This is a genomic window from Streptomyces sp. CRCS-T-1 (assembly GCF_024442335.1).
GTDB classification, from domain to species: domain Bacteria; phylum Actinomycetota; class Actinomycetes; order Streptomycetales; family Streptomycetaceae; genus Streptomyces; species Streptomyces koelreuteriae.
The window spans coordinates 2,836,032-2,855,684 of record NZ_CP101651.1 but is presented as its reverse complement, the minus strand read 5'-3'; the positions used below and the strand labels follow the sequence as shown (position 1 = coordinate 2,855,684).

Here is a 19,653-nt window from a genome sequence, read left to right as displayed (position 1 = left end):
CCCGACGCCTCGAAGAGGAGCCACGAGCATCGTGACCCCCACCGGACCCTGCAACGCCCCCGACGTCGTGGACGTCGTCGCGCTCGGCGAGTCCATGGTCACGTTCCTGCCCTCCCGGCCGGGGCGGCTCGCCGATGTGCCCTCCTTCGAACGGGGCATCGGCGGGGCCGAGTCGAACGTGGCGTGCGTGCTGGCCGCCGCCGGGCATTCCGTGCGGTGGGTGAGCCGGGTGGGGGACGACCCGTTCGGTGATCACCTGGTCGAGGCGATCGGCGGGTACGGGGTCGACGTGGCCCACGTCCGGCGCGATCCCGGCCGCCCCACCGGCATCTACTTCCGCACTGCCGGGGACCGGGCCACCGACGCGCACGAGGTGGCGTACTACCGGGCCGGTTCCGCGGCGTCCGCGATGAGTGTCACGGACCCCGACCCTGCGGCGGTGCGCTCCGGGCGCGTGCTGCACCTGTCCGGGATCACGCCCGCGCTCTCCACGAGCTGCCTGGAGCTGATGCGCGAGCTGACCGCCCGCCGCCCCGGCCGCCCCCTGGTCTCCTTCGACGTCAACCACCGGCCCGGACTCTGGGGCGACACCGACGCCCCCAAGGTGCTGCGGGACCTCGCACGCGGCGCCGACCTCGTCTTCGTCGGGCAGGACGAGGCCTGGGGGCTGGACAGCCCCGAGGCCGTCCGCGCCGCCCTCCCCGAACCCGAGGTACTGGTCGTCAAGCAGGGCGCCGCCGGGGCCACCGTCTTCGAGAAGCGGGACGTCACCTTCGTCCCCGCCCCGAAGGTCGACGTCGTCGCCGAGGTCGGCGCCGGAGACGCCTTCGCCGCCGGGTTCCTCTCCGCCACCCTGCGCGCACTGCCCGTCCGGGACCGGCTGCGGCACGGGCATCTGATGGCCGCCGCCGCCCTCACCGTCCCCGGCGACCACGCCACGCCGCCTTCCCGGGAGCACGCCGACCGGCTCGCCGCCCTGGACGACGCGGCATGGGGGAGACTGCGACTCGGCCCGGGCTGGACCGCGGAGGCACAGCGGGCCGACGAGGAGGTACGTACGCCATGAGCCAGACCGTCGACCGCGCGCTCAGCATCCTGCCGCTGCTCGCCGAGGGCCCCGCCGACCTGGGGCAGGTCGCCGACCGCCTCGACGTGCACAAGTCCACGGCCCTGCGCCTGCTGCGCACCCTCCACGAGCACGGCCTCGTCTACCGCCAGTCCGACCAGCGCTACCGCCTCGGCGCCCGGCTCTTCGCGCTCGCCCAGGAGGCGATGGAGAACCTCGACGTCCGCGAGATCGCCCATCCCCATCTGATCCGCCTCAACGAGAGCTGCGGGCACACCGTGCACCTCGCCGTGTACGAGGAGAACGAGGTCCTCTACATCGACAAGGTCGAGAGCCGCTACCCCGTGCGGATGTACTCCCGCATCGGCAAGCCCGTCGCCATCACCGTCGCCGCGGTCGCGAAGCTGCTGCTCGCCGACCTGCCCGAGCACGAGCGCCGGGCCGTGGCCGAGAAGCTCGACTACCCCACGTACACGGCCCGTTCGACACCCAACGCCGGCGCGTTCCTGCGCGAGCTGGACAAGGTGCGCGAACAGGGCTGGGCCACCGATCTCGGTGGCCACGAGGAGTCCATCAACTGCGTCGCGGCGCCCATCCGCGGCGCCGACGGCCGGGTCGTCGCCGCGATGTCGGTCTCCGCGCCGAACGTCGTCGTCACCGCCGACGAACTCCTCACCCTCCTGCCGCTGGTGCGCCGTACGGCGGACGCCATCAGCGGCGAGTACTCCGGCAGGACACCAGTGAAGGGCACCGTATGACGGACAAGATCGCACTCACCCCGAAGACCCACACCACCCCGCCGGCGAAGTTCTCGCACGGGGTGAAGAAGGGCAACATCCTCCAGGTCGCCGGCCAGGTCGGCTTCCTGCCCGCCGAGGAGGGCAAGGCGCCCACCCCCGCCGGGCCGACCCTGCGCGAGCAGACCCTCCAGACCCTGGCCAACGTCAAGGCCATCCTCGAAGAGGGCGGCTCCGGCTGGGACGACGTGATGATGATCCGTGTCTACCTCACCGACGTCGACCACTTCGCCGAGATGAACGCGATCTACAACGCGTACTTCGAGGAGCAGGGCCTCACCCAGCCGCCCGCCGCGCGCACCACGGTCTACGTCGGCCTGCCCGCGGGTCTCCTCATCGAGATCGACGCGCTGGCCGTACTCGGCTGACACACCCCTCTTTTCGTTGAGGCGCGGCGCCTTCGGAGCGCCGCGCCGCGCTCCCCCCTACCCCGAAACCGAATGCATTTACGTAGAGGACCCCCCCATGTCCCTTCCGCTCGCCGCGGCCGCCCCTGCCGAGACCCCACCCCACACCGGAGGCCTGCTCCTCCTCGTGGACGGCACGGCCGGACTGCTGCTCACCGCCGCCCTCGGCATCGGGCTCCTGCTGTTCCTCATCATCAAGATGAGACTCCAGCCGTTCGTCGCGCTGCTCGCGGTCTCCATAGCCGTCGGCCTCGCGGCCGGTCTCTCGGTCACCGAACTCTTCGGCACGGTCCAGAAGTCGGACGCCGTCTCCACGATCGAGTCCGGCATGGGCGGCATCCTCGGCCATGTCGCGATCATCATCGGCCTCGGCACCATGCTCGGCGCGATCCTCGAAGTCAGCGGCGGCGCGGAGGTACTGGCGAGCCGTCTCCTGGGCCTCTTCGGCGAGAAGCGCGCCCCGCTCGCCATGGGCCTCACGGGCCTGATCTTCGGCATCCCGGTCTTCTTCGACGTCGGCATCTTCGTCCTGGCCCCGATCGTCTACGCCGCCGCCAAGCGCTCGGGCAAGTCGATCCTGCTCTACTGTCTGCCCCTGCTCGCGGGCCTCTCCGTCACCCACGCCTTCCTGCCGCCGCACCCCGGCCCGGTGGCCGCGGCCGGTCTCCTCAATGTCGACCTCGGCTGGGTCATCCTCATGGGCATCGTCTGCGGACTGCCCGCCGTGCTGGCCGCGTGGGCGTACTCGGCGTGGATCGGCCGCCGCATCTTCGTCGCCGTGCCGCAGGACATGGTCGAGGCGGCCGAAGAGGCCAAGCAGGCGGTCCTCGACGAGCAGCGGGCGACCGGCACCGAGCCGCGCGAGCAGCCGGTCTCCCTCGGCACGGTCCTCGGCATCATCGGCACGCCCCTGGTCCTCATCCTCGCCGCGACGTTCTCCTCGATCGCCCTGGACCCCTCCACGCTCCGCTCGGTGATCGAGTTCTTCGGCAACCCCTTCGTGGCGCTCACGCTTGCCCTGTTCCTCGCGTACTACCTGCTCGGCATCCGGCGCGGCTGGTCCCGCAAGTCCCTGGAGACGGTGTCCACGGCGTCTCTCAAGCCGGTCGGCAACATCCTGCTGGTCGTCGGCGCGGGCGGCATCTTCGGCGCCGTCCTCAAGGCCAGCGGCGTCGCCCAGGCCCTCTCCGACACGTTCAACGACGTGGGCCTGCCGGTGATCGTCCTCTCCTACCTGATCTCCGTGGTCCTGCGCGTCGCCCAGGGCTCGGCGACGGTCGCCATCGTCACGACGGCGGGCATCGTCGCCCCGCTCCTCTCCGAGGGCGACCACTCCCAGGCCTTCGTCGCCCTGGTCATCATGTCCATCTCGGCCGGCTCCATCTTCGCCTCGCACGTCAACGACGGGGGCTTCTGGATGGTCTCCAAGTACTTCGGCATCAGCGAGCGGGACACGCTCAAGTCGTGGACGGTGCTGGAGAGTGTGCTGTCGGTGGCGGGGTTCGTGGTGGCCGCGGTGCTGAGCCTGTTCGTGTAGGCGTCTGATAACGATGCAGGGGCTGGTTGTGTGCGGCACAGGTTTGTCGACCATACTGCTCCGCTGTGGAGCAGCGCATAGGTTCGAGCAGCCAGCCCCTGGAAGGCGCCGGATTCGACCCGGCCTTCATCCCCGGGCTCACGTCACCCGCGTCCGGACGGACGAAGGACGAGGAGCCGGAGAAGGAGCCCGAGGTCGCGGAAGCCGAAGACGCCGAAGACGCCGACGACACGGAGGAGACCGAGGAAGCCGAGGGGGCCGAAGAGGCCGCCCCGGAGCCGGTGGAGGAAGCCGCGGCGGAGGACGCCGCACCGGAAGACGGTCCCGTCTTCGAGGCCTCCGACCGCCGCGCGAAACTGGTCGCCGACCACAGAGGCGTACGCCTCTTCCTGGACGACCAGGAGTGCGAGTTCCGCTGGGACGAGATCGGCGCGGTCGAGACGGAGACCGCCCGCTTCGGCAAGCGCTGGACCGTCACCGTCCACACCCCTGACCGGCGCTGGTACCCGATCGAGATCGAAGCACCGGCCAGGAGCCGTTTCACGGAGTGGGACAGCCAGTTGGACGCGGTTCTGGACGCTTACTTCGACGAGAACGCCGAGTAGGGGCGCGGGGAACCGCGCACCTCAGCTGCAGTACTGAGTTTCCTTTCCGATCGACCGGTACATGCAGTCCGCGTTCTCCAGAAGTTGCAGCACCGCGTCGCGGTTACGCGAAGTCTCCCGCTCGATGACCTCGTCGGGCGGGTAGAACCCGCCTCCACCGGACCTCGGATACATCTCGAACGTGTAGCCGAAGATCTTGTGCGTGCCCCAGAGGTAGTCGTCGATCGACCCGTCGGTGATGTACAGATCGCTCGACTGCTCCGCCGTGTAGCCGTTGCTCGCGGCCATCTTCTGCCCGACCGACTTGAACGCCGCGTGGTCGTCCGCGGTCATCCCCGTCGTGGTGTCCGAGTACGTGTAGCCGAACGGCCACAGCACCAGCTCGCTGTACGTGTGGAAGTCGACACCGGCCCTGATCTGCTGCTTCCCGCCGACGACCCGGCTGCGCACGAAGTCGGCGACGACCTTCACCTCGGGCGCCGACTCCGCCGCCGTGCCCCGGTAGGTGTCGGAGGACGGCGAGCCGGAGGAGCCGCCGCAGCAGCCCCAGCGGTAGTTCCAGTTGCGGTTCAGGTCCGTGCCGACGTACGACGAACCCGAGTTGGGCTGGCGGTTCTTGCGCCACGAGCGGTACGACCCGGTGGCGATGTCGTACTCGCCGCCGTCCGGGTTGAGATCCGGGACGATCCAGATCTCACGGTTGTTCACCATGCTGGTGACGCGTGAGTCGGAACCGTAGTCGGAGGTCAGCTCGCGCAGCAGGTAGAGCGCCATCTCGACGGTCAGGTGCTCGCGGGCGTGCTGGTGGTGCGTGAACAGCACCTCCGGCTCGGCCTCGTCGGTGGCGACGTTGTCGCTGATCTTGAGGGCGACGATGTCCCGGCCCTGGTACGACTTGCCGATCACGCGCCGGCTCGCGATCGACGGGTTGGCCGAGACGATCGAGTTGATCTCGGTCGTCATCTCCGCGTAGTTGTGGTAGCGCGAGTCGGCGGACGGGAAGTCGTAGATCCGGACGTCGTCCTCGCCCGCGGACCGGTCGGGCACCGCGCCGAGCGGCGTGACCTCGTAGCCCAGGGCGCGCAGCTTTCTGATCTGGTCCGCGCGGCCGGAGACGACGACACCGTGACTGTGGGACTCGTCCACGGTCACGCCCGTGCGCTGAAGTGCCGTGCGGTCCTTGGCCGTCGCGTGCAGATGGACCTCGTACTGCCTGACGTCGTCGGCCGAGGGGGCCGCCTTGGGGGCGCTGTCGGCGGTGGCGTCCGGCGCCGTCGCCGAGAGGGGCGCCGCGAGGGCGAGTGCGAGAAGGGCGGCGAGGGCGGCGGTGCGTCTGCCGGTGCCGGCCCCGGAACCTCGTATGCGAAGTCGCATGAAATCTCCTTGTGGGAGGTGGGGTTGTTCGTGCGACGTACGTAGTGCGGGTGGCGCACATCGTTCTGCCAATGGCATGAGCAGGTCAAGACTGAAAGCGGTCGCGCAGTGTACGCGTGCGGCGTGTCCGTCGAGGTGTCACGGGCGAAGTACACCCACGGGTGTGACGCGCGCGTGCATATATGTAGGCGGCGGGGGAGAGTGAGGATTCGCGCAAGGGGAGCCGGACTGCCCGGATCCTCGGACCACACCCCCCCCAGAGGACTGGCTGATCATGGGCGGATCAGCGCCACGACGGGACAACCAGCTACCGGCCGAGACGACCAGCTTCGTCGACCGGCGTGGCGAACTGACCGAAGGCCGTGAACTGCTGTCCCGCGCACGGCTGGTGACGCTCACCGGACCGGGCGGCGTCGGCAAGACCCGGCTCGCCGCACGCATCGCGGCCCGCGTGCAGCGCGCCTTCCCGGACGGCGTGCGCTTCGTGCACCTCTCCGGGCTGCACGACCCGGCGCTCGTGCCGCTCGCCGCCGCCGACGCGCTGGGACTGCACGACCACTCCGCGCAGCCGCCGCTGGACGCCCTCGTCGAGCAGGTACGGGACCGGCGGCTGCTCCTCGTCGTCGACAACTGCGAGCATCTGGCCGGTGCGTGCGCCCGGCTGGCCGCGGCCCTGCTGCACGGCACCGCGGGCGTCCGGATCCTCGCCACCAGCCGGCACCGCCTCGGCCTCACCGAGGAACATCTGCTGGAGGTACGGCCGCTGCCGGTGCCCGACCCCGACGGCGACCTGTCCGCCGCCGAGGGCTATCCGGCCCTCACCCTCTTCGCCGACCGGGCCGCCGCCGTCGTCCCCGGCTTCCGCCTCACCCCCGGCAACCTCGCCTCCGTGGCCCGCCTCTGCCGCCGCCTGGACGGCCTGCCCCTGGCCATCGAACTGGCCGCCGTCCGCATGCGCGTCCTCGACGTCGACCAGCTCCTGGACCGCCTCGACGACCGCTACCGCTTCCTCACCACCGGCAGCCCCGCGGCCCTGCCCCGCCACCAGACCCTGCGCGCGGCCGTCGCCTGGTCCCACGACCTGTGCACCGCCCCCGAACAGACGGTCTGGGCCCGCCTGTCGGTCCTGGCGGGCGGCTTCGACCTGGAAACGGCGGAAGCGGTGTGCGCGGACGAGCCGGGGGAGAGGGACGCCGGCTGGGGAACGGGCTCGGCACCGGCCGGGGTTCTCCCGCCGGAGGACGCGGCGGGCTTCGCCGACGCGGCCGTGCGGGGGGTGGCGGCCGGAGCCCGCCCTCTCCCGGCGCAGGAGCTCACGGGACCCAGGACCCTGCCCCCGCGCGACACCGACCGCGGCCCGGCCGCCGGCATCGCGACGCGACCCGTGCCACGCCGCTACCCCCTGGCCGCTCCCCGCGCCGGTGAGGGCCCCGGTGGCGGAACGCTGCCCTCGCCCGTGCCGTGTCCGGGCGGTGTGCCGCTGTTCCTGGGCGTGCCGGGCCCCGGCGGTGTGTCTCCGTCCCCGGCTGTGCCGGGCTCGGGCGGTGCGGTGCTGGCCTCGCCGGTGCCGTGTCCTGGCGGTGCGTCGCCGTCCCTGGCCGTGCCCGGCCCAGGCGGTGCGTCTCCGTCCCCGGCTGTGCCCGGCCCAGGCGGTGCGTCTCCGTCCCCGGCTGTGCCCGGCCCCGGCGGTGCGATGCTGGCCTCGCCCGTGCCGTGTCCTGGCGGTGTGCCGCTGTCCGTGGGCGTGCCGGGCCCTGTTGGTGTGACGGAGTCTCTGGGCGTGCCCGGCCTTGGCGGTGCGACATTGCCGTCGCCCCCACCCGGCCCTGGCGGTGCGACGTTGCCCTCGCCCGTGGCGTGTCCTGGCGGTGCGCCGCCGTCCCTGGCCGCGCCAGGCCCCGGCGGTGTCGCCGCGCCCCCTGCCAGGGAAGCCGGGGACGCCATAGGTGAGTGGCAGGACCGGTCCGGACCCGTCGCGCTCCGGGCCGATGAAGTCCTCGACGCCGTCGCCGGGCTCGTGGACAAGTCCGTGTTGTGCCGGGAGCCGGGGCCCGGTGGGGTGCGGTATCGGATGCTCGACACGTTGCGGCAGTACGGGCTGGAGCGGTTGCGGCGGACGGTGGGGGAGGAGGGGGCCGCGCGGCGGCGGCAGCGGGACCGGATGCTGTGGCTGGCCGAGGAGTGCGAGCGGGGCTGGTTCGGGCCGGGGCAGCCGGAGACCGTCGCACGGCTGCGTGCCGACCGGGACAATCTGCGTGCCGCCCTCGACTTCAGCCTGTCCACCCCGGACGAGGAACGCGCCGCACTCAGGCTCGCCGGCGCCCTGTGGTTCTACTGGCACGCCTGCGGCGCCCCCCGCGAGGGCCTGTACTGGCTCGAACGGGCCCTGGCCGCCAGCCCCGAGCCGACCCGGGAACGGGCCCGCGGACTCTGGGTCGCCGGGCTGCTGGCCGCCACCACCCAGGACTTCCCCCGGGGCCGCCGCCAGGCCTCCGACGCCCTCGCCCTCGCCCGTGCCCTGGGCGACACCGCCGAGGCCGCCCACGCCGAGTACGTCATCGGCGTCATCCGGCTGTTCGGCGACGACCTGCCCGGCGCGCTGACGCACTTCGAAGCCACCGTCGCCCGCGGCCCCGTACCCGGCCAGCATCTGAGCCTCGTCGGCCTCGACCAGGTCGAACTCGCCTGCGCGCTGGGCTTCCTGGGCGAGGCCGACCGCGCCGTCGAGGTCTGCGAGCAGGCCCTGCGGCTGTGCGAACGGCACGGCGAGCAGTGGGTACGGTCGTACGTGCTGCGCATCCTCGCCCTCGCGCACACCGTGCGCCGCGACTGGCCCCGGGCCGAACGGCACGCCCGTGAGGCCCTGCGGCTCAAACACGCCGTCCACGACATCATCGGCATCGCCCTCACCCTCGACCTGCTCGCGTCGATCGCCGCCGAACGCGGCGCCCACCGGCACGCGGCCCTGCTGATGGGCGGCGCCGACCGCGTCTGGGCCGACATCGACACCGGCCGCTGGGGCGCCCACACCCTGAACTCCGTACGCCGGGACAGCGAGGAGCGGGCCACCCGGGCTCTCGGACGGGACGCGTTCGAGCGGGCCCACCGGCGCGGCGGCGGACTCGGCCTCGCGGAACTCGTCGGCCAGGCCCTCCAGGAACCGGCCCGCCCGCGCCCCGCGGCCTCCCCGGCCCCGCAGGACGACACCACGGTCCGTCTGACCCGCCGCGAGTCGGAGGTCGCCCGGCTCGTCGCCGAGGGGCTCGCCAACCAGCAGATCGCCGACCGCCTGGTGATCGCCCGCCGCACCGCCGAAGGCCATGTGGAACGCATCCTCAGCAAGCTCGGCTTCAGCAACCGCAGCCAGATCGCCGCCTGGGTGACGGCGCAGCGCTGACCCTCCCGCACCGGAACACCCACCCACCTCCCGAGGGGAACACATGACCGTCCGACAGCCCTCCGCACCCACCCCCTTCGACCACCGCATGGCCGTCTTCGACTCCGACGAGGACTTCCTGGCCGCCGCCCTGCCCTTCCTCGGCGAAGGCCTCGCCGCCCCCGGCGAACCACCGCCCGTCGCCATCGCCGACCCCCGCAACCTGGACCTGCTCCGGGACGCCCTCGGCGGCGACGCCAAGGACATCACCTGCATCCCGCACACCGACTGGTACACCGGCTCCGCCGCCAACGCCGTCGCCCGGGCCGCCGCCTACCTCGCCGCCCACGCGGCCCCGGGCGGCGGGATCCACCTCCTCATGGAACCCGTGTGGAGCGGCCGCGCCGGCCGCTCGGCCCGCGAGACCACCGAGTGGATCCGCTACGAGGCCCTCGCCAACCCCCTCTTCGCCCCCATGGCCACCACCGCCCTGTGCGCGTACGACACCCGCACCGCCGGGCCCGCCGTCGTCGCCGCGGCCCGCCGCACCCACCCCGACACGGAGGTGTACGAGGACCCGGTACGGCTCACGGCCGAACTCGACGCCGTACCCCTGCCGCTGCCCCCCGTCGGCGTCGAGCGCCTCGCACAGCCGCACGCCGGGGCCGTCCAGTCCTGGGCGCAGACCCGCGGCCTGCCCGCCGCCGACGCCGAACTGTTCGCCACGGCCGTCGCGGAGACGGCGGCGGCCCTCGCCCCCCTCGACGGCGCCGCCCTGCTGTGGGGCGAGGCACCCGCCTGCGTCTGCGAACTCCGCTCGGCCCGCCGCATCGACGACCCCCTCGCCGGATTCGTCCCGCCGCCGCCCACCGGCCAGGACCCCGGACCGGGCCTGTGGTACGCGCGCCAGGTGTGCGCGTACGTCGACATCCGCGACGACACCGAGGGCGCCACCGTGCGGCTCCAGTACGCGTGACCTGCACAAGCAGGTAGGGGATCGGGTAGTCCTCCCCCTGCGCCGGACCGACCGGCTGGATCACCCTGGACCCATGCTGCAACTCTCCGGGCGCCACCTCCCGGACCCCGACGCACGGTACGGTCCGTTTCCCCAGCCACCCCTGGGAGCGGGCCACCTCAGCGTCGAGTACGGGCCCCGGCCCTCCGCCGTCCGCGAGGCACGCGCGGAGGTCCGCAGACAGTTGGAAAGCTGGGGGCTCGCGGAGCACGGGGAGGTGGCGGACGTGGCCGAACTCCTCGTCGGCGAACTGGCCACCAACGCCCTGGTGCACGCCGGGAGCGGCTTCCGGCTGACGCTCTTCGCCGCGCACGGCGTACTGCGCTGCGAGGTCGCCGACGCGGAGCGCCGGGTGCCGCGGGTGCTGGACGCGGGCACCGGGGAGAACGGCCGTGGAATATTCCTGGTGGACGCGCTCGCCCAGCGCTGGGGCTGCCACCGGGACGGGCCGGGCAAGACCGTGTGGTTCGAGCTCGGTACGTGTGGGGCGGACGGCTGTGGTCGGCGACAGCCGTGACGCTCCGCTGGGTGGGCCAATGGCGGTTTGTCAGAGCCGCCTTGGCCTGTTCCCGGGCTGCGGGTTCGTTGTGGTTGTTCGCGCAGTTCCCCGCGCCCCTAAGGGTGATTGCGCCACGCCCTCTTGTCGGTCCGGGTTCTTTGATGTTTCTTGACCTGCATGGCGGACACCACGGGAAACACCACGGAGAACGAAGCCCAGCAGCCTCCTCAGCCGCGTAAGGCGAGTTGGAAGTACATCGGGCCGGGCATCGTCGTCGCGGCGACCGGGGTCGGCGCCGGGGACCTGGTCGCCACGCTCATCGCGGGCAGCAACTTCGGCTACACCCTCCTGTGGGCCGCGATCATCGGCTGTCTGGTGAAGATCTCACTGGCCGAGGCGGCGGGCCGCTGGCATCTGTCCACGGGGCGCACCCTGTTCGACGGCTGGGCGAGCCTCGGCCGCTGGACCACATGGTTCTTCGCCGTGTACGTCGTCGTCTGGGGCTTCGTCTACGGCGCGGCGGCGATGTCGTCGAGCGCGCTGCCGCTGCAGGCGCTGTTCCCGGACGTGATGGACCTGAAGTGGTGGGCCATCGCCTGCGGTCTGGTCGGACTGGTCTTCGTCTGGTTCAACAAGTACGCGGTGTTCGAGAAGGTCATGACGGTCCTGGTGGGCGTCATGTTCGTGGTGACGGTGTATCTGGCCATCCGGGTCACCCCGAACCTCCTCGACGCCTTCGCCGGTCTTCTGCCGGTGCTGCCCGACGAGAAGGACTCGATCCTCAACACCCTGGGCCTGATCGGCGGCGTCGGCGGCACGATCACGCTCGCTGCGTACGGCTACTGGGTCAACGCCAAGGGCTGGACCGACACCGGCTGGATGAAGGTCATGCGCCTGGACAACCGCGTCGCCTACGCCACGACCGGCATCTTCGTGATCGCCATGCTCTTCGTCGGCGCGGAGCTGCTCCACTCGGCGAACGTCGCGATCGCGAGCGGCGACAAGGGCCTGATCCAGCTCGGCGACATCCTGGAGGCCGAGTACGGCGCGGCCACGGCGAAGTTCTTCCTGATCGGCTTCTTCGCCACGTCGTTCACCTCGCTGATCGGCGTCTGGCACGGCGTGAGCCTGATGTTCGCCGACTTCGTGGCCCGGCTCGCGGGCAAGGAGGCCGTCAAGGGCGAGGAGATCGCCTCCGGCAAGCGCGAACGCTCCTGGCCCTTCCGCGCCTACCTGCTCTGGCTCACCTTCCCGCCGATGGTCCTGCTGTTCCAGGGCCAGCCCTTCCGCCTGATCATCATCTACGGCGTCCTGGGCGCGGCCTTCATGCCCTTCCTGGCGGGCACCCTGATCTGGCTGCTGAACTCCTCCCGCACGCCCCGGGAGTGGCGCAACGGCCCGCTCAGCAACATCATGCTCGCCATCGCCGGTCTGCTGTTCCTGGTCCTGTGCACGAAGCAGATCTGGGACCAGCCGTGGGCCGACTTCTTCTGAGGCGTGAGAATGGCCGGATGACCCAGCAGCCCCCGCCACCCGGCCCTGGCTTCGGCCCGCCCCCGCCGCAGTACGCGCCCGCACCACCGCAGTACGCACCGCAGTACGCGCCGCCCGTACCGCCGTCGTACGGTCAGGCCGGCCAGGTTCCGCCCCCGCAGGTGCCGGCCGGTCCGGACTTCCTCGCCGTCGACAAGCGCAACGCGGTCGTCGTCGACGCGAGCGGCGTCGCCTTCGAGTCGTCCGGTCAGACGATCGAGTTCCGCTGGCCGGAGATCCGCGGTGTCCACTACCGGGCGAGCCCGGACGGCAAGGCGCTGATGGTCGCCGTGGTCCACATGGACGGCCGGTTCTACGAGTGCGTGGTGGAGGCCAAGCCCAGGACACGGCTCCAGGAGTGGTTCCCGCAGCTGGCCTGGGTCCTTGGCCACTACCGTCCGATGGGCTAGGGGAGGCTACGGCAGCCCGTGCACATGCGGACCCACCGCGTTGGACCACGCGTTGCCCGCGGTCGCGTCCCAGTTGGTCGACCAGGTCATCGCGCCTCGCAGGTCGGGATAGGTACGCGACGGCTTGAAGGACCCGCAGCCCGTGCCCCTGGTCAGGCAGTCCAGGGCGTTGTTCACGACGGACGGCGACACATAGCCGCTCCCCGCGCCCCGGGTCGAGGCGGGCAGGCCGAGTCCGACCTGGGACGGGGCGAGGCCGCCCTCCAGCTGGATGCAGGCCAGGGCGGTCAGGAAGTCCACCGAGCCCTGGCTGTAGACCTTGCCGTCGCAGCCCAGCATGGAACCGCTGTTGTAGTACTGCATGTTGACGACGGTGAGGATGTCCTTGATGTTCAGGGCCGTCTGGAAGTAGGAGTTCGACGTCGACTGCATGTCGATGGTCTGCGGCGCCATCGTGATGATCAGCGACGAGCCCGCCTTCGCCGACAGCGACCGCAGGGCCTGGGTCATGTAGGTCGCGTTGAGGCCGTTCTCCAGGTCGATGTCGACGCCGTCGAAGCCGTACGTCTGCATGAGGGAGTGGACGGAGTTCGCGAAGTTCGTCGCCGACGCGGCGTCGCTCACCGCCACCGTGCCGCGCTCACCGCCGACCGAGATGATGACCTTCTTGCCGGCGGCCTGCTTGGCCCTGACATCCGCCTTGAACTGGTCGACGGTGTAGCCGCCCAGCCCCGCTGAGTCCAGGTTGAAGGTCACCGTGCCCGGCGTCGAGGTCGCGTCCGCGAAGGCGACGGCGATGATGTCGTACTGCGACTGGACGTCCGCGAGCTTCTGGACCGCGGCCCCGTTGTTGAAGTTCTGCCAGTAGCCGGTCACCGCGTGCTTGGGCAGGGCGGGACCGGGGCCGGTCGGCGCGTTCGTCCGGCCCGTCACCGCCGCCGACTTGGGAGACTCGCCCGCCGCGTTGGTCGCCGTGACCTGGAAGGAGTACGACGTCGAGGCCGCGAGCCCGGTCACCGTCGCCGAGGTGCCCGAGACGGCCGTCACCTTCGTGCCGTCGCGATAGACGGTGTAGCCCGTCGCCCCGGAGACGGTGTTCCACGCCAGGGACACCGACGAGGACGACGTCCCGGAGACGTTCAGACCGCCCGGCGCGGCCGGGACCGTGGGGCCGGGGTCGGTGCCGCCGCCCCCGTCGGGCCCGAACACCGACACGTCGTCCGCGTAGTAAGCGGCCTGCCCGTACCAGCCGTGCGTGTACACCGTCACCGAGTTGGTTGACGAGCCCGTCCTGAAGGTCGTCGACAGCTGCTTCCAGGAGGAGGAGTCCGGGGTCCAGGTGGACACATCGGTCGTGCCCGTGCCCGAGACGCCGAGATAGGCGTAGCCGCCCCGGACCCAGGCGCCCAGGGTGTACGTCGAGCCGGGCTTCACCCGCACCGTCTGGGCGCACCGGGCGTTGTCCTGCCCCGCCGGGGTCCCCTTCAGCGCGGCCGTGCCGGCGTGCACCGGGGAGGAGACGGCCGTACCGCTGCCGGCGGAACAGGTCCAGTCGCTCAGGCCCGACTCGAAGCCGGCGTTCCTGGCGTTGTTGACGTCGGCCGCGGAGGCCTGGCCGACGGTCGTGACAGTGAGGGCCAGGGCAGCCGTGACGGCACCCGACCACAGCCGCAGGGATCGTCTGTGTCTGGACATGACAAGAAAATGGTCCAGACCAGAGGTGCTGTCAAGAGGTCCAGACCAACTTGGGGCTTCGCCCTGAGTCCTCGCCCTCGACCGGCAAGATGCTCAACCTGCCCCGTTTTGGCGCATCTTGTGCAACGACAGTTGCTCCCGAGCTACACAAACGCTGTTCTCCGGTCACAGAGCCGTGGATACAGTGCTGAGGTAGTCACGCAGTGAAGTCACCGAAGTCGGCCGGAGTCACACCGGCGCGCCGACGGGCATGGGGAAACGGGGAGCTGCGCGTGCCAACTGCCATTGCCGTGACAGGTGCCGACATGGCACTGCCGCCACAGGACGAACGCACCCTGCCCGCCGTCGTGCTGAGGGACATCGACAAGCGCCCCCTGGAACAGGCGCTCGCCGAGATGCAGGCCCTGGTCGAGCACCACGGACACGTCATCGTGGTCTGCTCCCAGGCCGCGCCCACCGCCGTACAGCGCCGCCTGCACACCCTGCGCTCCCTCATGGAGAGCGACCGCATCGCCCTCTTCCGCCCGGATCTGCCTCCGCTCGGACTGGCGGTCCTGGCCCGTCAGTTACGGCAGCTCGCGTCCTGCGACATCAGCCCCGGCGTGCTCGCCTCGGCGGGCCGGCTGCTCGTCCACTACATCCACGCCGGGGCGCTGCTGGGCTCCGTCACCCGCCTCGACCGCGTCCCCGTCGGCCTGAAATCACACGCCAAGTCCTGGGTCCCGGGCAGCCAGTTCGGCGTCCTCGCCCACCCCGAGCCACGGCTCGTGAAGATCACCCCCGAAGCCGCCCTCCCCGGCCCCGAGTTCGGCACGTGGATGCTCGTCGCCAAGGGGCAGCTCCAGTCCGACTGGGTCACCACCACCCTCGCCCCCTCCTGGAAGGTGCAGGGGCTGCGCGAGATCCCGCTCCCGGCCGAGTCCCCCGGCTGGTGGGGCACCGGCAAGCTCATCGAGTTCTGCAGCTTCCTGCCCGACCTGTCGGTCCTCTACCAACTGGTCACCTCCGTACGGCGCGGCAGTTGCCACTGGTGCGGCATCGACGTCATCGGCGACCGCTGCGTGTTCTGCTCGGCCATGCCACCCGTTTACGACGGCCCGCCCCCCAAACAGCTCGAGAACCGAACGGCCGTCGGGTGAGCCCTGACACCGCTCGCGCGCACCGCTCCGATCCCGACCGACCGCTATCCCCAACGAGGTTGCACGGTTCATGAATTCCCGTCAGCGCCGCGGCGTGCTTCTCCTGCTCCTGTCGGTCGTCTGCGCCCTGGGCGCCTTCACCGGCGTGCTCTCCGTCATAGGCGACGTGAAGTCCAAGGTCGGCCCCGAGGTCACCGCCTACCGGCTGAAATCCGACGTGCCGCCCTACACCACGCTCACCACGGGCCAGTTCGAGAAGATCAAGATGCCCGAACGGTGGCTGTCCGACAACGCCGTCACCGATCTGCGGGAGATCCAGGGCAAGATCGCCGTCACGACGCTGCGTTCGGGCTCCCTGCTCCAGTCCGACATGATCGTCCGCCAGCCCGCCCTCCAGCCGGGCCAGCAGGAGGTCGCCATCATGATCGACGCGGCGACCGGCGTGGCCGGCAAGATCACGCCCGGCTCCTCGGTCAACGTGTACGCCACCTTCGAGGGCAAGCGCGAGGGCGACCCCGACCAGTCGAAGATCATCGTGACCAACGCCAAGGTCATCGACGTGGGCGATCTGACCGCGCTGAAGCCGGACGAGAACAACCGCACCCAGCAGCCCACCGACGCCGTCCCCATCACCTTCGCGCTGTCCGCCCTCGACGCCCAGCGCATCACCTACGCCGAGTCGTTCGCCCAGCGGGTCCGGCTCGCCCTCGTCGCGCCCGGCGGCGACACCACGGTCCCCGAGCAGGACCGGACGTACGAACTCGCGAAGGACAAGTGAGAGGCCCGCATGCCCACGAGGATCCTCCCGGCAGTCGGTGAAGCGGACGCCGTCCGGTCCATCACGACCCTGCTCAGCCAGCTCCCGGACGCCGAGCCGGTGGCCCCGGTGGGCGACTCCACCCAGCTCATCGACACCCTCGCGCGGCTCGCCGCCGAGTCCGTCGACGAACTGCCCGAGGTCGTGGTCGTGCACGAGCGGATCGGCCCGGTCCCCGCGCTGGAGCTGATCCGAGAAGTGGCCCTGCGCTTCCCGGCCGTCGGCGTCATCCTCGTCACCTCGGACGCCAGCCCCGGCCTCTTCCAGGCCGCCATGGACTACGGCGCCCGCGGCCTCGTCGCCCTGCCCCTGAGCTACGAGGAACTGGCCAGCCGCGTCCAGGCGGTCGCCCAGTGGTCCGTGGGCGTACGGCGGCACCTGGGCGCCGGCGGCGACGTCTTCACCGGCGTCGGAGGCACCGTCGTCACCGTCAGCGGCGCCAAGGGCGGCACCGGAGCCACCCTGACCGCCATCCAGCTCGCCCTGGCAGCCCAGGCCTCCGGCCGCAGCACCGCCCTGGTCGACATGGACCTCCAGACCGGCGACATCGCCTCCTACCTCGACGTCCAGTTCCGCCGCTCCGTCGTCGACCTGGCCGCCATCACGGACATCTCCCCGCGCGTTCTGGCCGACGCGGTCTTCCGTCACGACACCGGCCTCGCCCTGCTGCTCGCCCCGGCCGAGGGGGAGCGCGGCGAGGACGTCACCGACCGCGCCGCCCGCCAGATCGTCAGCGCCCTGCGCTCCCGCTACGAGATCGTCGTCATCGACTGCGGCGCCCAGCTCGGCGGCGCGGGCGCGGCGGCCGTGGAGATGGCGGACCGGGCCCTGCTCGTCACCACGCCGGACGTGGTCGCCGTACGGGGCGCCAAACGGGCGGTACGGATGTGGGACCGGCTGCAGATCCGCAAGGCCGAGGAGACGACCGTCGTCGTCAACCGGCACAGCCGCGGTACGGAGATCCAGCCGCCCCTGATCCAGAAGATCACCGGCACGGCGGTCGCCGCCACCGTCGTCCCCGCCAACTTCAAGGAACTGCAGAGCGTCGTGGACGCGGGCCGCATCCACGAACTGGAGAACAAGAGCGCGGTGAAACAGGCCCTGTGGGGCCTCGCGGGAGAACTGGGCCTGGTCAAGGTCCCCGACGGCGCCCAGAAGGGGGGCCGGGGGTTCCGCGGCGGCGACCGGGGGTCGGTGAGCTTTCGACGGCGGAGGGAGGGATGAACGTGCCTGTGAGGGAGCGAGAACGGGACCGGGGCCAGGTCACCATCGAGTTCCTCGGGATGACACCGACGATCATCGTGACGCTGGTGGCGCTGTGGCAGGTCGTCCTCGTGGGCTACACCTACATCCTCGCGGGGAACGCGGCGGACGAGGCGGTGCGGGCGGCGACGGCGACGGAGCGCGGCGCGCGCGACGGCGCCTGCCGGGCCGCCGGGCTCAAGCACCTCTCGGAGGCGTGGAGCTCCGGCGCCGAGGTGACCTGCGGCGGCACCGGCTATGTCACGGCCGACGTCAAGCTCGAAGTCCCCATCCTCTTCCCGGGCACGCTCTCCGTCCCGTTCCCGGTCCGGGGGCACGCCGGTGCGGTCGAGGAGGCGGACTCAGATGGCGCGTCCTGACAAGGGCCGCGACCGGGACCAGGTCGCGATCGAGGGCCGTGACCGGGGCCAGGTCGCGACAGAGGGCCGTGACCGGGGCCAGGTCGCGATCGAGTTCATCGGCTTCCTGCCGATCCTGATCCTCGTCGGGCTGGCCGCCGTACAGCTCGGCCTGATCGCGTACACGGCCCAGCAGGCGGGGACGGCGGCCCGGACGGGGGCGCGCAGTGCGTCGCTGGAGGGGCCGCACGAGGCGGACTGCCGGGCGGCGGTGAGCAGCTGGCTGAACGTGACCGGCTGTCCTGCGTCGTACGGCCCGGACGAGGTCACCGTCACGGCCACCGTGGAGATCCCGTCCCTCGTGCCCGGCTGGAAGTTCGACCCGGCGGTCAAGACCGCCACGATGCCGCGCGACCACTGAACGGAGCACCGCACCCATGAGCCTGCGAGCACGCATCAACTCCCCCGAGGAGCACGGGAACCGGGGCGAGGACGGTCACATGGTCGCCTCCTACCGGGCCAAGCTCCTGGAGGAGATCGACCTCGCGGAGATGAGCTCGCTGGCCGCCGCCGAGCGCAGGGCGCGGCTGGAGCGGGTGCTCGGGCACATCATCAGCCGCGAGGGCCCGGTGCTGTCGACCGTGGAACGCTCGCAGCTCATCCGCAGGGTGGTCGACGAGGCGCTGGGCCTCGGCATCCTGGAGCCGCTCCTGGAGGACGCCTCCATCACGGAGATCATGGTGAACGGCCCGGACGCGATCTTCGTGGAGCGCGGCGGCCGGGTGGAGCAACTGCCCCTGCGCTTCGCCTCGAACGACCAGCTCATGCAGACGATCGAGCGGATCGTCTCGACGGTCAACCGCCGTGTCGACGAGTCGAACCCGATGGTCGACGCCCGTCTTCCCTCCGGCGAGCGTGTCAACGTCATCATCCCGCCCCTGTCCCTGACGGGCGCCACCCTCACGATCCGCCGCTTCCCGCGCTCCTTCACGCTCCAGGAGCTCATCGGCCTCGGCTCGCTCGACGAGCACATGCTGTACCTGCTGGCGGGCCTGGTGCAGGCGAAGTTCAACGTCATCGTCTCGGGCGCGACCGGCACGGGAAAGACGACCCTGCTGAACGCGCTCTCCGGGCTCATCCCCGGAGGCGAACGCATCATCACCATCGAGGACTCCGCCGAACTCCAGCTCCAGCAGGCCCATGTGATCCGCCTGGAGTCACGCCCGCCGAACGTCGAGGGCAAGGGCCAGGTCTCCATCCGCGACCTGGTCCGCAACTCCCTGCGCATGCGCCCCGACCGCATCGTGGTCGGTGAGGTCCGAGGCGGGGAGTCCCTGGACATGCTCCAGGCGATGTCGACCGGCCACGACGGCTCGCTGGCCACCGTCCACGCCAACAGCGCGGAGGACGCGCTGATGCGCCTGCAGACCCTCGCCTCCATGTCGGACGTGGAGATCCCCTTCGTGGCGCTGCACGACCAGATCAACAGCGCGGTGGACGTCATCGTGCAGCTCACCCGGTTCGCGGACGGCGCCCGCCGCATCACCGAGATCGCCCTGATGGACAGCCACGGCAGCGACCCGTACCGGCTGGTCACGGTCGCCCGTTTCAACGCGCGGCCCATGAGCTCCGACGGCCGTATCCACGGCAACTTCGAGTACTTCCCCGTCCCACGCCGCACCGCCGACCGCCTCTACATGGCGAGCCAGCCCCTCCCGCAGGCCTTCGGCATCGCCCGGTCCGCGGACCAGCTAGCCACCCGAGAAGCCAGGTAGGACCGAC

At 71.3% G+C, this 19,653-nt stretch carries 18 protein-coding genes; 16 read left to right on the top strand and 2 right to left on the bottom strand.

The annotated features are described in order from the left end of the window. Nucleotides 1-31 precede the first annotated feature (31 nt). From NNW99_RS12550 to NNW99_RS12530, 5 genes are all read left to right on the top strand, one after another. The gene (locus NNW99_RS12550) at nucleotides 32-1,066 is read left to right on the top strand and encodes a sugar kinase (protein ID WP_215118907.1); all 1,035 of its coding nucleotides are present in this window, start codon (nucleotides 32-34) and stop codon (nucleotides 1,064-1,066) included. Continuing rightward, a complete protein-coding gene (locus NNW99_RS12545) occupies nucleotides 1,063-1,824 on the top strand; it encodes an IclR family transcriptional regulator (RefSeq protein ID WP_215118906.1) in 762 nt (253 codons plus the stop codon). Before NNW99_RS12550 ends, NNW99_RS12545 begins: the two co-directional genes overlap by 4 nt. Further along, nucleotides 1,821-2,231, top strand: coding sequence for a RidA family protein (locus NNW99_RS12540; protein WP_184591008.1), 411 nt, complete (start codon nucleotides 1,821-1,823; stop codon nucleotides 2,229-2,231). The genes NNW99_RS12545 and NNW99_RS12540 overlap by 4 nt, the downstream gene beginning before the upstream one ends. Before the next feature lie 97 nt (nucleotides 2,232-2,328). Further along, nucleotides 2,329-3,807 carry a GntP family permease gene (locus NNW99_RS12535; protein WP_215118905.1) on the top strand — a complete coding sequence of 493 codons (1,479 nt, stop codon included), beginning with the start codon at nucleotides 2,329-2,331 and terminating at the stop codon, nucleotides 3,805-3,807. 65 nt (nucleotides 3,808-3,872) lie between these two features. Beyond that, on the top strand, nucleotides 3,873-4,412 hold the full coding sequence (locus NNW99_RS12530) for a hypothetical protein (RefSeq protein WP_215118904.1): 540 nt from the start codon (nucleotides 3,873-3,875) through the stop codon (nucleotides 4,410-4,412). A gap of 21 nt (nucleotides 4,413-4,433) precedes the next feature. Here the strand turns inward: NNW99_RS12530 and NNW99_RS12525 are convergent, their stop codons facing one another. Further along, a complete protein-coding gene (locus NNW99_RS12525; RefSeq protein WP_215118903.1) occupies nucleotides 4,434-5,786 on the bottom strand; it encodes a M14 family metallopeptidase in 1,353 nt (450 codons plus the stop codon). A 274-nt stretch (nucleotides 5,787-6,060) separates the two neighbouring features. Here NNW99_RS12525 and NNW99_RS39115 point away from each other — a divergent pair, with 274 nt between their 5' ends. The 5 genes from NNW99_RS39115 (at nucleotide 6,061) to NNW99_RS12495 (ending at nucleotide 12,619) form a co-directional block, all read left to right on the top strand. Further along, nucleotides 6,061-9,183 carry a LuxR C-terminal-related transcriptional regulator gene (locus NNW99_RS39115; RefSeq protein ID WP_370869133.1) on the top strand — a complete coding sequence of 1,041 codons (3,123 nt, stop codon included), beginning with the start codon at nucleotides 6,061-6,063 and terminating at the stop codon, nucleotides 9,181-9,183. Nucleotides 9,184-9,226: 43 nt separating this feature from the next. Continuing rightward, nucleotides 9,227-10,138 carry an MEDS domain-containing protein gene (locus NNW99_RS12510; protein ID WP_215118902.1) on the top strand — a complete coding sequence of 304 codons (912 nt, stop codon included), beginning with the start codon at nucleotides 9,227-9,229 and terminating at the stop codon, nucleotides 10,136-10,138. Between the two features lie 73 nt (nucleotides 10,139-10,211). After that, nucleotides 10,212-10,694 (top strand): ATP-binding protein, encoded by a 483-nt coding sequence (locus NNW99_RS12505; protein ID WP_251057769.1) that lies wholly within the window; start codon nucleotides 10,212-10,214, stop codon nucleotides 10,692-10,694. A 159-nt stretch (nucleotides 10,695-10,853) separates the two neighbouring features. Beyond that, on the top strand, nucleotides 10,854-12,170 hold the full coding sequence (locus NNW99_RS12500; RefSeq protein ID WP_215118901.1) for an Nramp family divalent metal transporter: 1,317 nt from the start codon (nucleotides 10,854-10,856) through the stop codon (nucleotides 12,168-12,170). Between the two features lie 17 nt (nucleotides 12,171-12,187). Next, nucleotides 12,188-12,619, top strand: coding sequence for a hypothetical protein (locus NNW99_RS12495; RefSeq protein WP_215118900.1), 432 nt, complete (start codon nucleotides 12,188-12,190; stop codon nucleotides 12,617-12,619). 6 nt (nucleotides 12,620-12,625) lie between these two features. Here the strand turns inward: NNW99_RS12495 and NNW99_RS12490 are convergent, their stop codons facing one another. Next, nucleotides 12,626-14,314 (bottom strand): chitinase, encoded by a 1,689-nt coding sequence (locus NNW99_RS12490; protein WP_215118899.1) that lies wholly within the window; start codon nucleotides 14,312-14,314, stop codon nucleotides 12,626-12,628. 305 nt (nucleotides 14,315-14,619) lie between these two features. Here NNW99_RS12490 and NNW99_RS12485 point away from each other — a divergent pair, with 305 nt between their 5' ends. From NNW99_RS12485 to NNW99_RS12460, 6 genes are all read left to right on the top strand, one after another. Then, on the top strand, nucleotides 14,620-15,453 hold the full coding sequence (locus NNW99_RS12485; RefSeq protein ID WP_215118896.1) for a hypothetical protein: 834 nt from the start codon (nucleotides 14,620-14,622) through the stop codon (nucleotides 15,451-15,453). Between the two features lie 70 nt (nucleotides 15,454-15,523). Beyond that, nucleotides 15,524-16,231, top strand: a complete 708-nt coding sequence (gene cpaB / locus NNW99_RS12480; protein WP_215118894.1) for a Flp pilus assembly protein CpaB — start codon at nucleotides 15,524-15,526, stop codon at nucleotides 16,229-16,231. A 9-nt stretch (nucleotides 16,232-16,240) separates the two neighbouring features. Next, on the top strand, nucleotides 16,241-17,494 hold the full coding sequence (locus NNW99_RS12475; RefSeq protein ID WP_215118892.1) for an AAA family ATPase: 1,254 nt from the start codon (nucleotides 16,241-16,243) through the stop codon (nucleotides 17,492-17,494). Next, nucleotides 17,491-17,892, top strand: coding sequence for a TadE/TadG family type IV pilus assembly protein (locus tag NNW99_RS12470; protein ID WP_215118890.1), 402 nt, complete (start codon nucleotides 17,491-17,493; stop codon nucleotides 17,890-17,892). The genes NNW99_RS12475 and NNW99_RS12470 overlap by 4 nt, the downstream gene beginning before the upstream one ends. Beyond that, complete coding sequence (locus tag NNW99_RS12465) at nucleotides 17,879-18,292, top strand: TadE/TadG family type IV pilus assembly protein (RefSeq protein ID WP_215118888.1); 414 nt, start codon at nucleotides 17,879-17,881, stop codon at nucleotides 18,290-18,292. The genes NNW99_RS12470 and NNW99_RS12465 overlap by 14 nt, the downstream gene beginning before the upstream one ends. A gap of 16 nt (nucleotides 18,293-18,308) precedes the next feature. After that, nucleotides 18,309-19,646 carry a CpaF family protein gene (locus NNW99_RS12460; protein WP_215118886.1) on the top strand — a complete coding sequence of 446 codons (1,338 nt, stop codon included), beginning with the start codon at nucleotides 18,309-18,311 and terminating at the stop codon, nucleotides 19,644-19,646. Nucleotides 19,647-19,653: the final 7 nt, after the last annotated feature.

What these genes read in the sequence shown, in the direction of transcription:
- NNW99_RS12545 (WP_215118906.1), top strand. Translation starts at nt 1,063, where the DNA reads ATGAGCCAGACCGTCGACCGCGCGCTCAGCATCCTGCCGCTGCTCGCC.
- NNW99_RS12540 (WP_184591008.1), top strand. Translation starts at nt 1,821, where the DNA reads ATGACGGACAAGATCGCACTCACCCCGAAGACCCACACCACCCCGCCG.
- NNW99_RS12535 (WP_215118905.1), top strand. Translation starts at nt 2,329, where the DNA reads ATGTCCCTTCCGCTCGCCGCGGCCGCCCCTGCCGAGACCCCACCCCAC.
- NNW99_RS12525 (WP_215118903.1), bottom strand. Translation starts at nt 5,786, where the DNA reads ATGCGACTTCGCATACGAGGTTCCGGGGCCGGCACCGGCAGACGCACC.
- NNW99_RS39115 (WP_370869133.1), top strand. Translation starts at nt 6,061, where the DNA reads ATGGGCGGATCAGCGCCACGACGGGACAACCAGCTACCGGCCGAGACG.
- NNW99_RS12510 (WP_215118902.1), top strand. Translation starts at nt 9,227, where the DNA reads ATGACCGTCCGACAGCCCTCCGCACCCACCCCCTTCGACCACCGCATG.
- NNW99_RS12505 (WP_251057769.1), top strand. Translation starts at nt 10,212, where the DNA reads ATGCTGCAACTCTCCGGGCGCCACCTCCCGGACCCCGACGCACGGTAC.
- NNW99_RS12500 (WP_215118901.1), top strand. Translation starts at nt 10,854, where the DNA reads ATGGCGGACACCACGGGAAACACCACGGAGAACGAAGCCCAGCAGCCT.
- NNW99_RS12495 (WP_215118900.1), top strand. Translation starts at nt 12,188, where the DNA reads ATGACCCAGCAGCCCCCGCCACCCGGCCCTGGCTTCGGCCCGCCCCCG.
- NNW99_RS12490 (WP_215118899.1), bottom strand. Translation starts at nt 14,314, where the DNA reads ATGTCCAGACACAGACGATCCCTGCGGCTGTGGTCGGGTGCCGTCACG.
- NNW99_RS12485 (WP_215118896.1), top strand. Translation starts at nt 14,620, where the DNA reads ATGGCACTGCCGCCACAGGACGAACGCACCCTGCCCGCCGTCGTGCTG.
- cpaB (WP_215118894.1), top strand. Translation starts at nt 15,524, where the DNA reads ATGAATTCCCGTCAGCGCCGCGGCGTGCTTCTCCTGCTCCTGTCGGTC.
- NNW99_RS12475 (WP_215118892.1), top strand. Translation starts at nt 16,241, where the DNA reads ATGCCCACGAGGATCCTCCCGGCAGTCGGTGAAGCGGACGCCGTCCGG.
- NNW99_RS12470 (WP_215118890.1), top strand. Translation starts at nt 17,491, where the DNA reads ATGAACGTGCCTGTGAGGGAGCGAGAACGGGACCGGGGCCAGGTCACC.
- NNW99_RS12465 (WP_215118888.1), top strand. Translation starts at nt 17,879, where the DNA reads ATGGCGCGTCCTGACAAGGGCCGCGACCGGGACCAGGTCGCGATCGAG.
- NNW99_RS12460 (WP_215118886.1), top strand. Translation starts at nt 18,309, where the DNA reads ATGAGCCTGCGAGCACGCATCAACTCCCCCGAGGAGCACGGGAACCGG.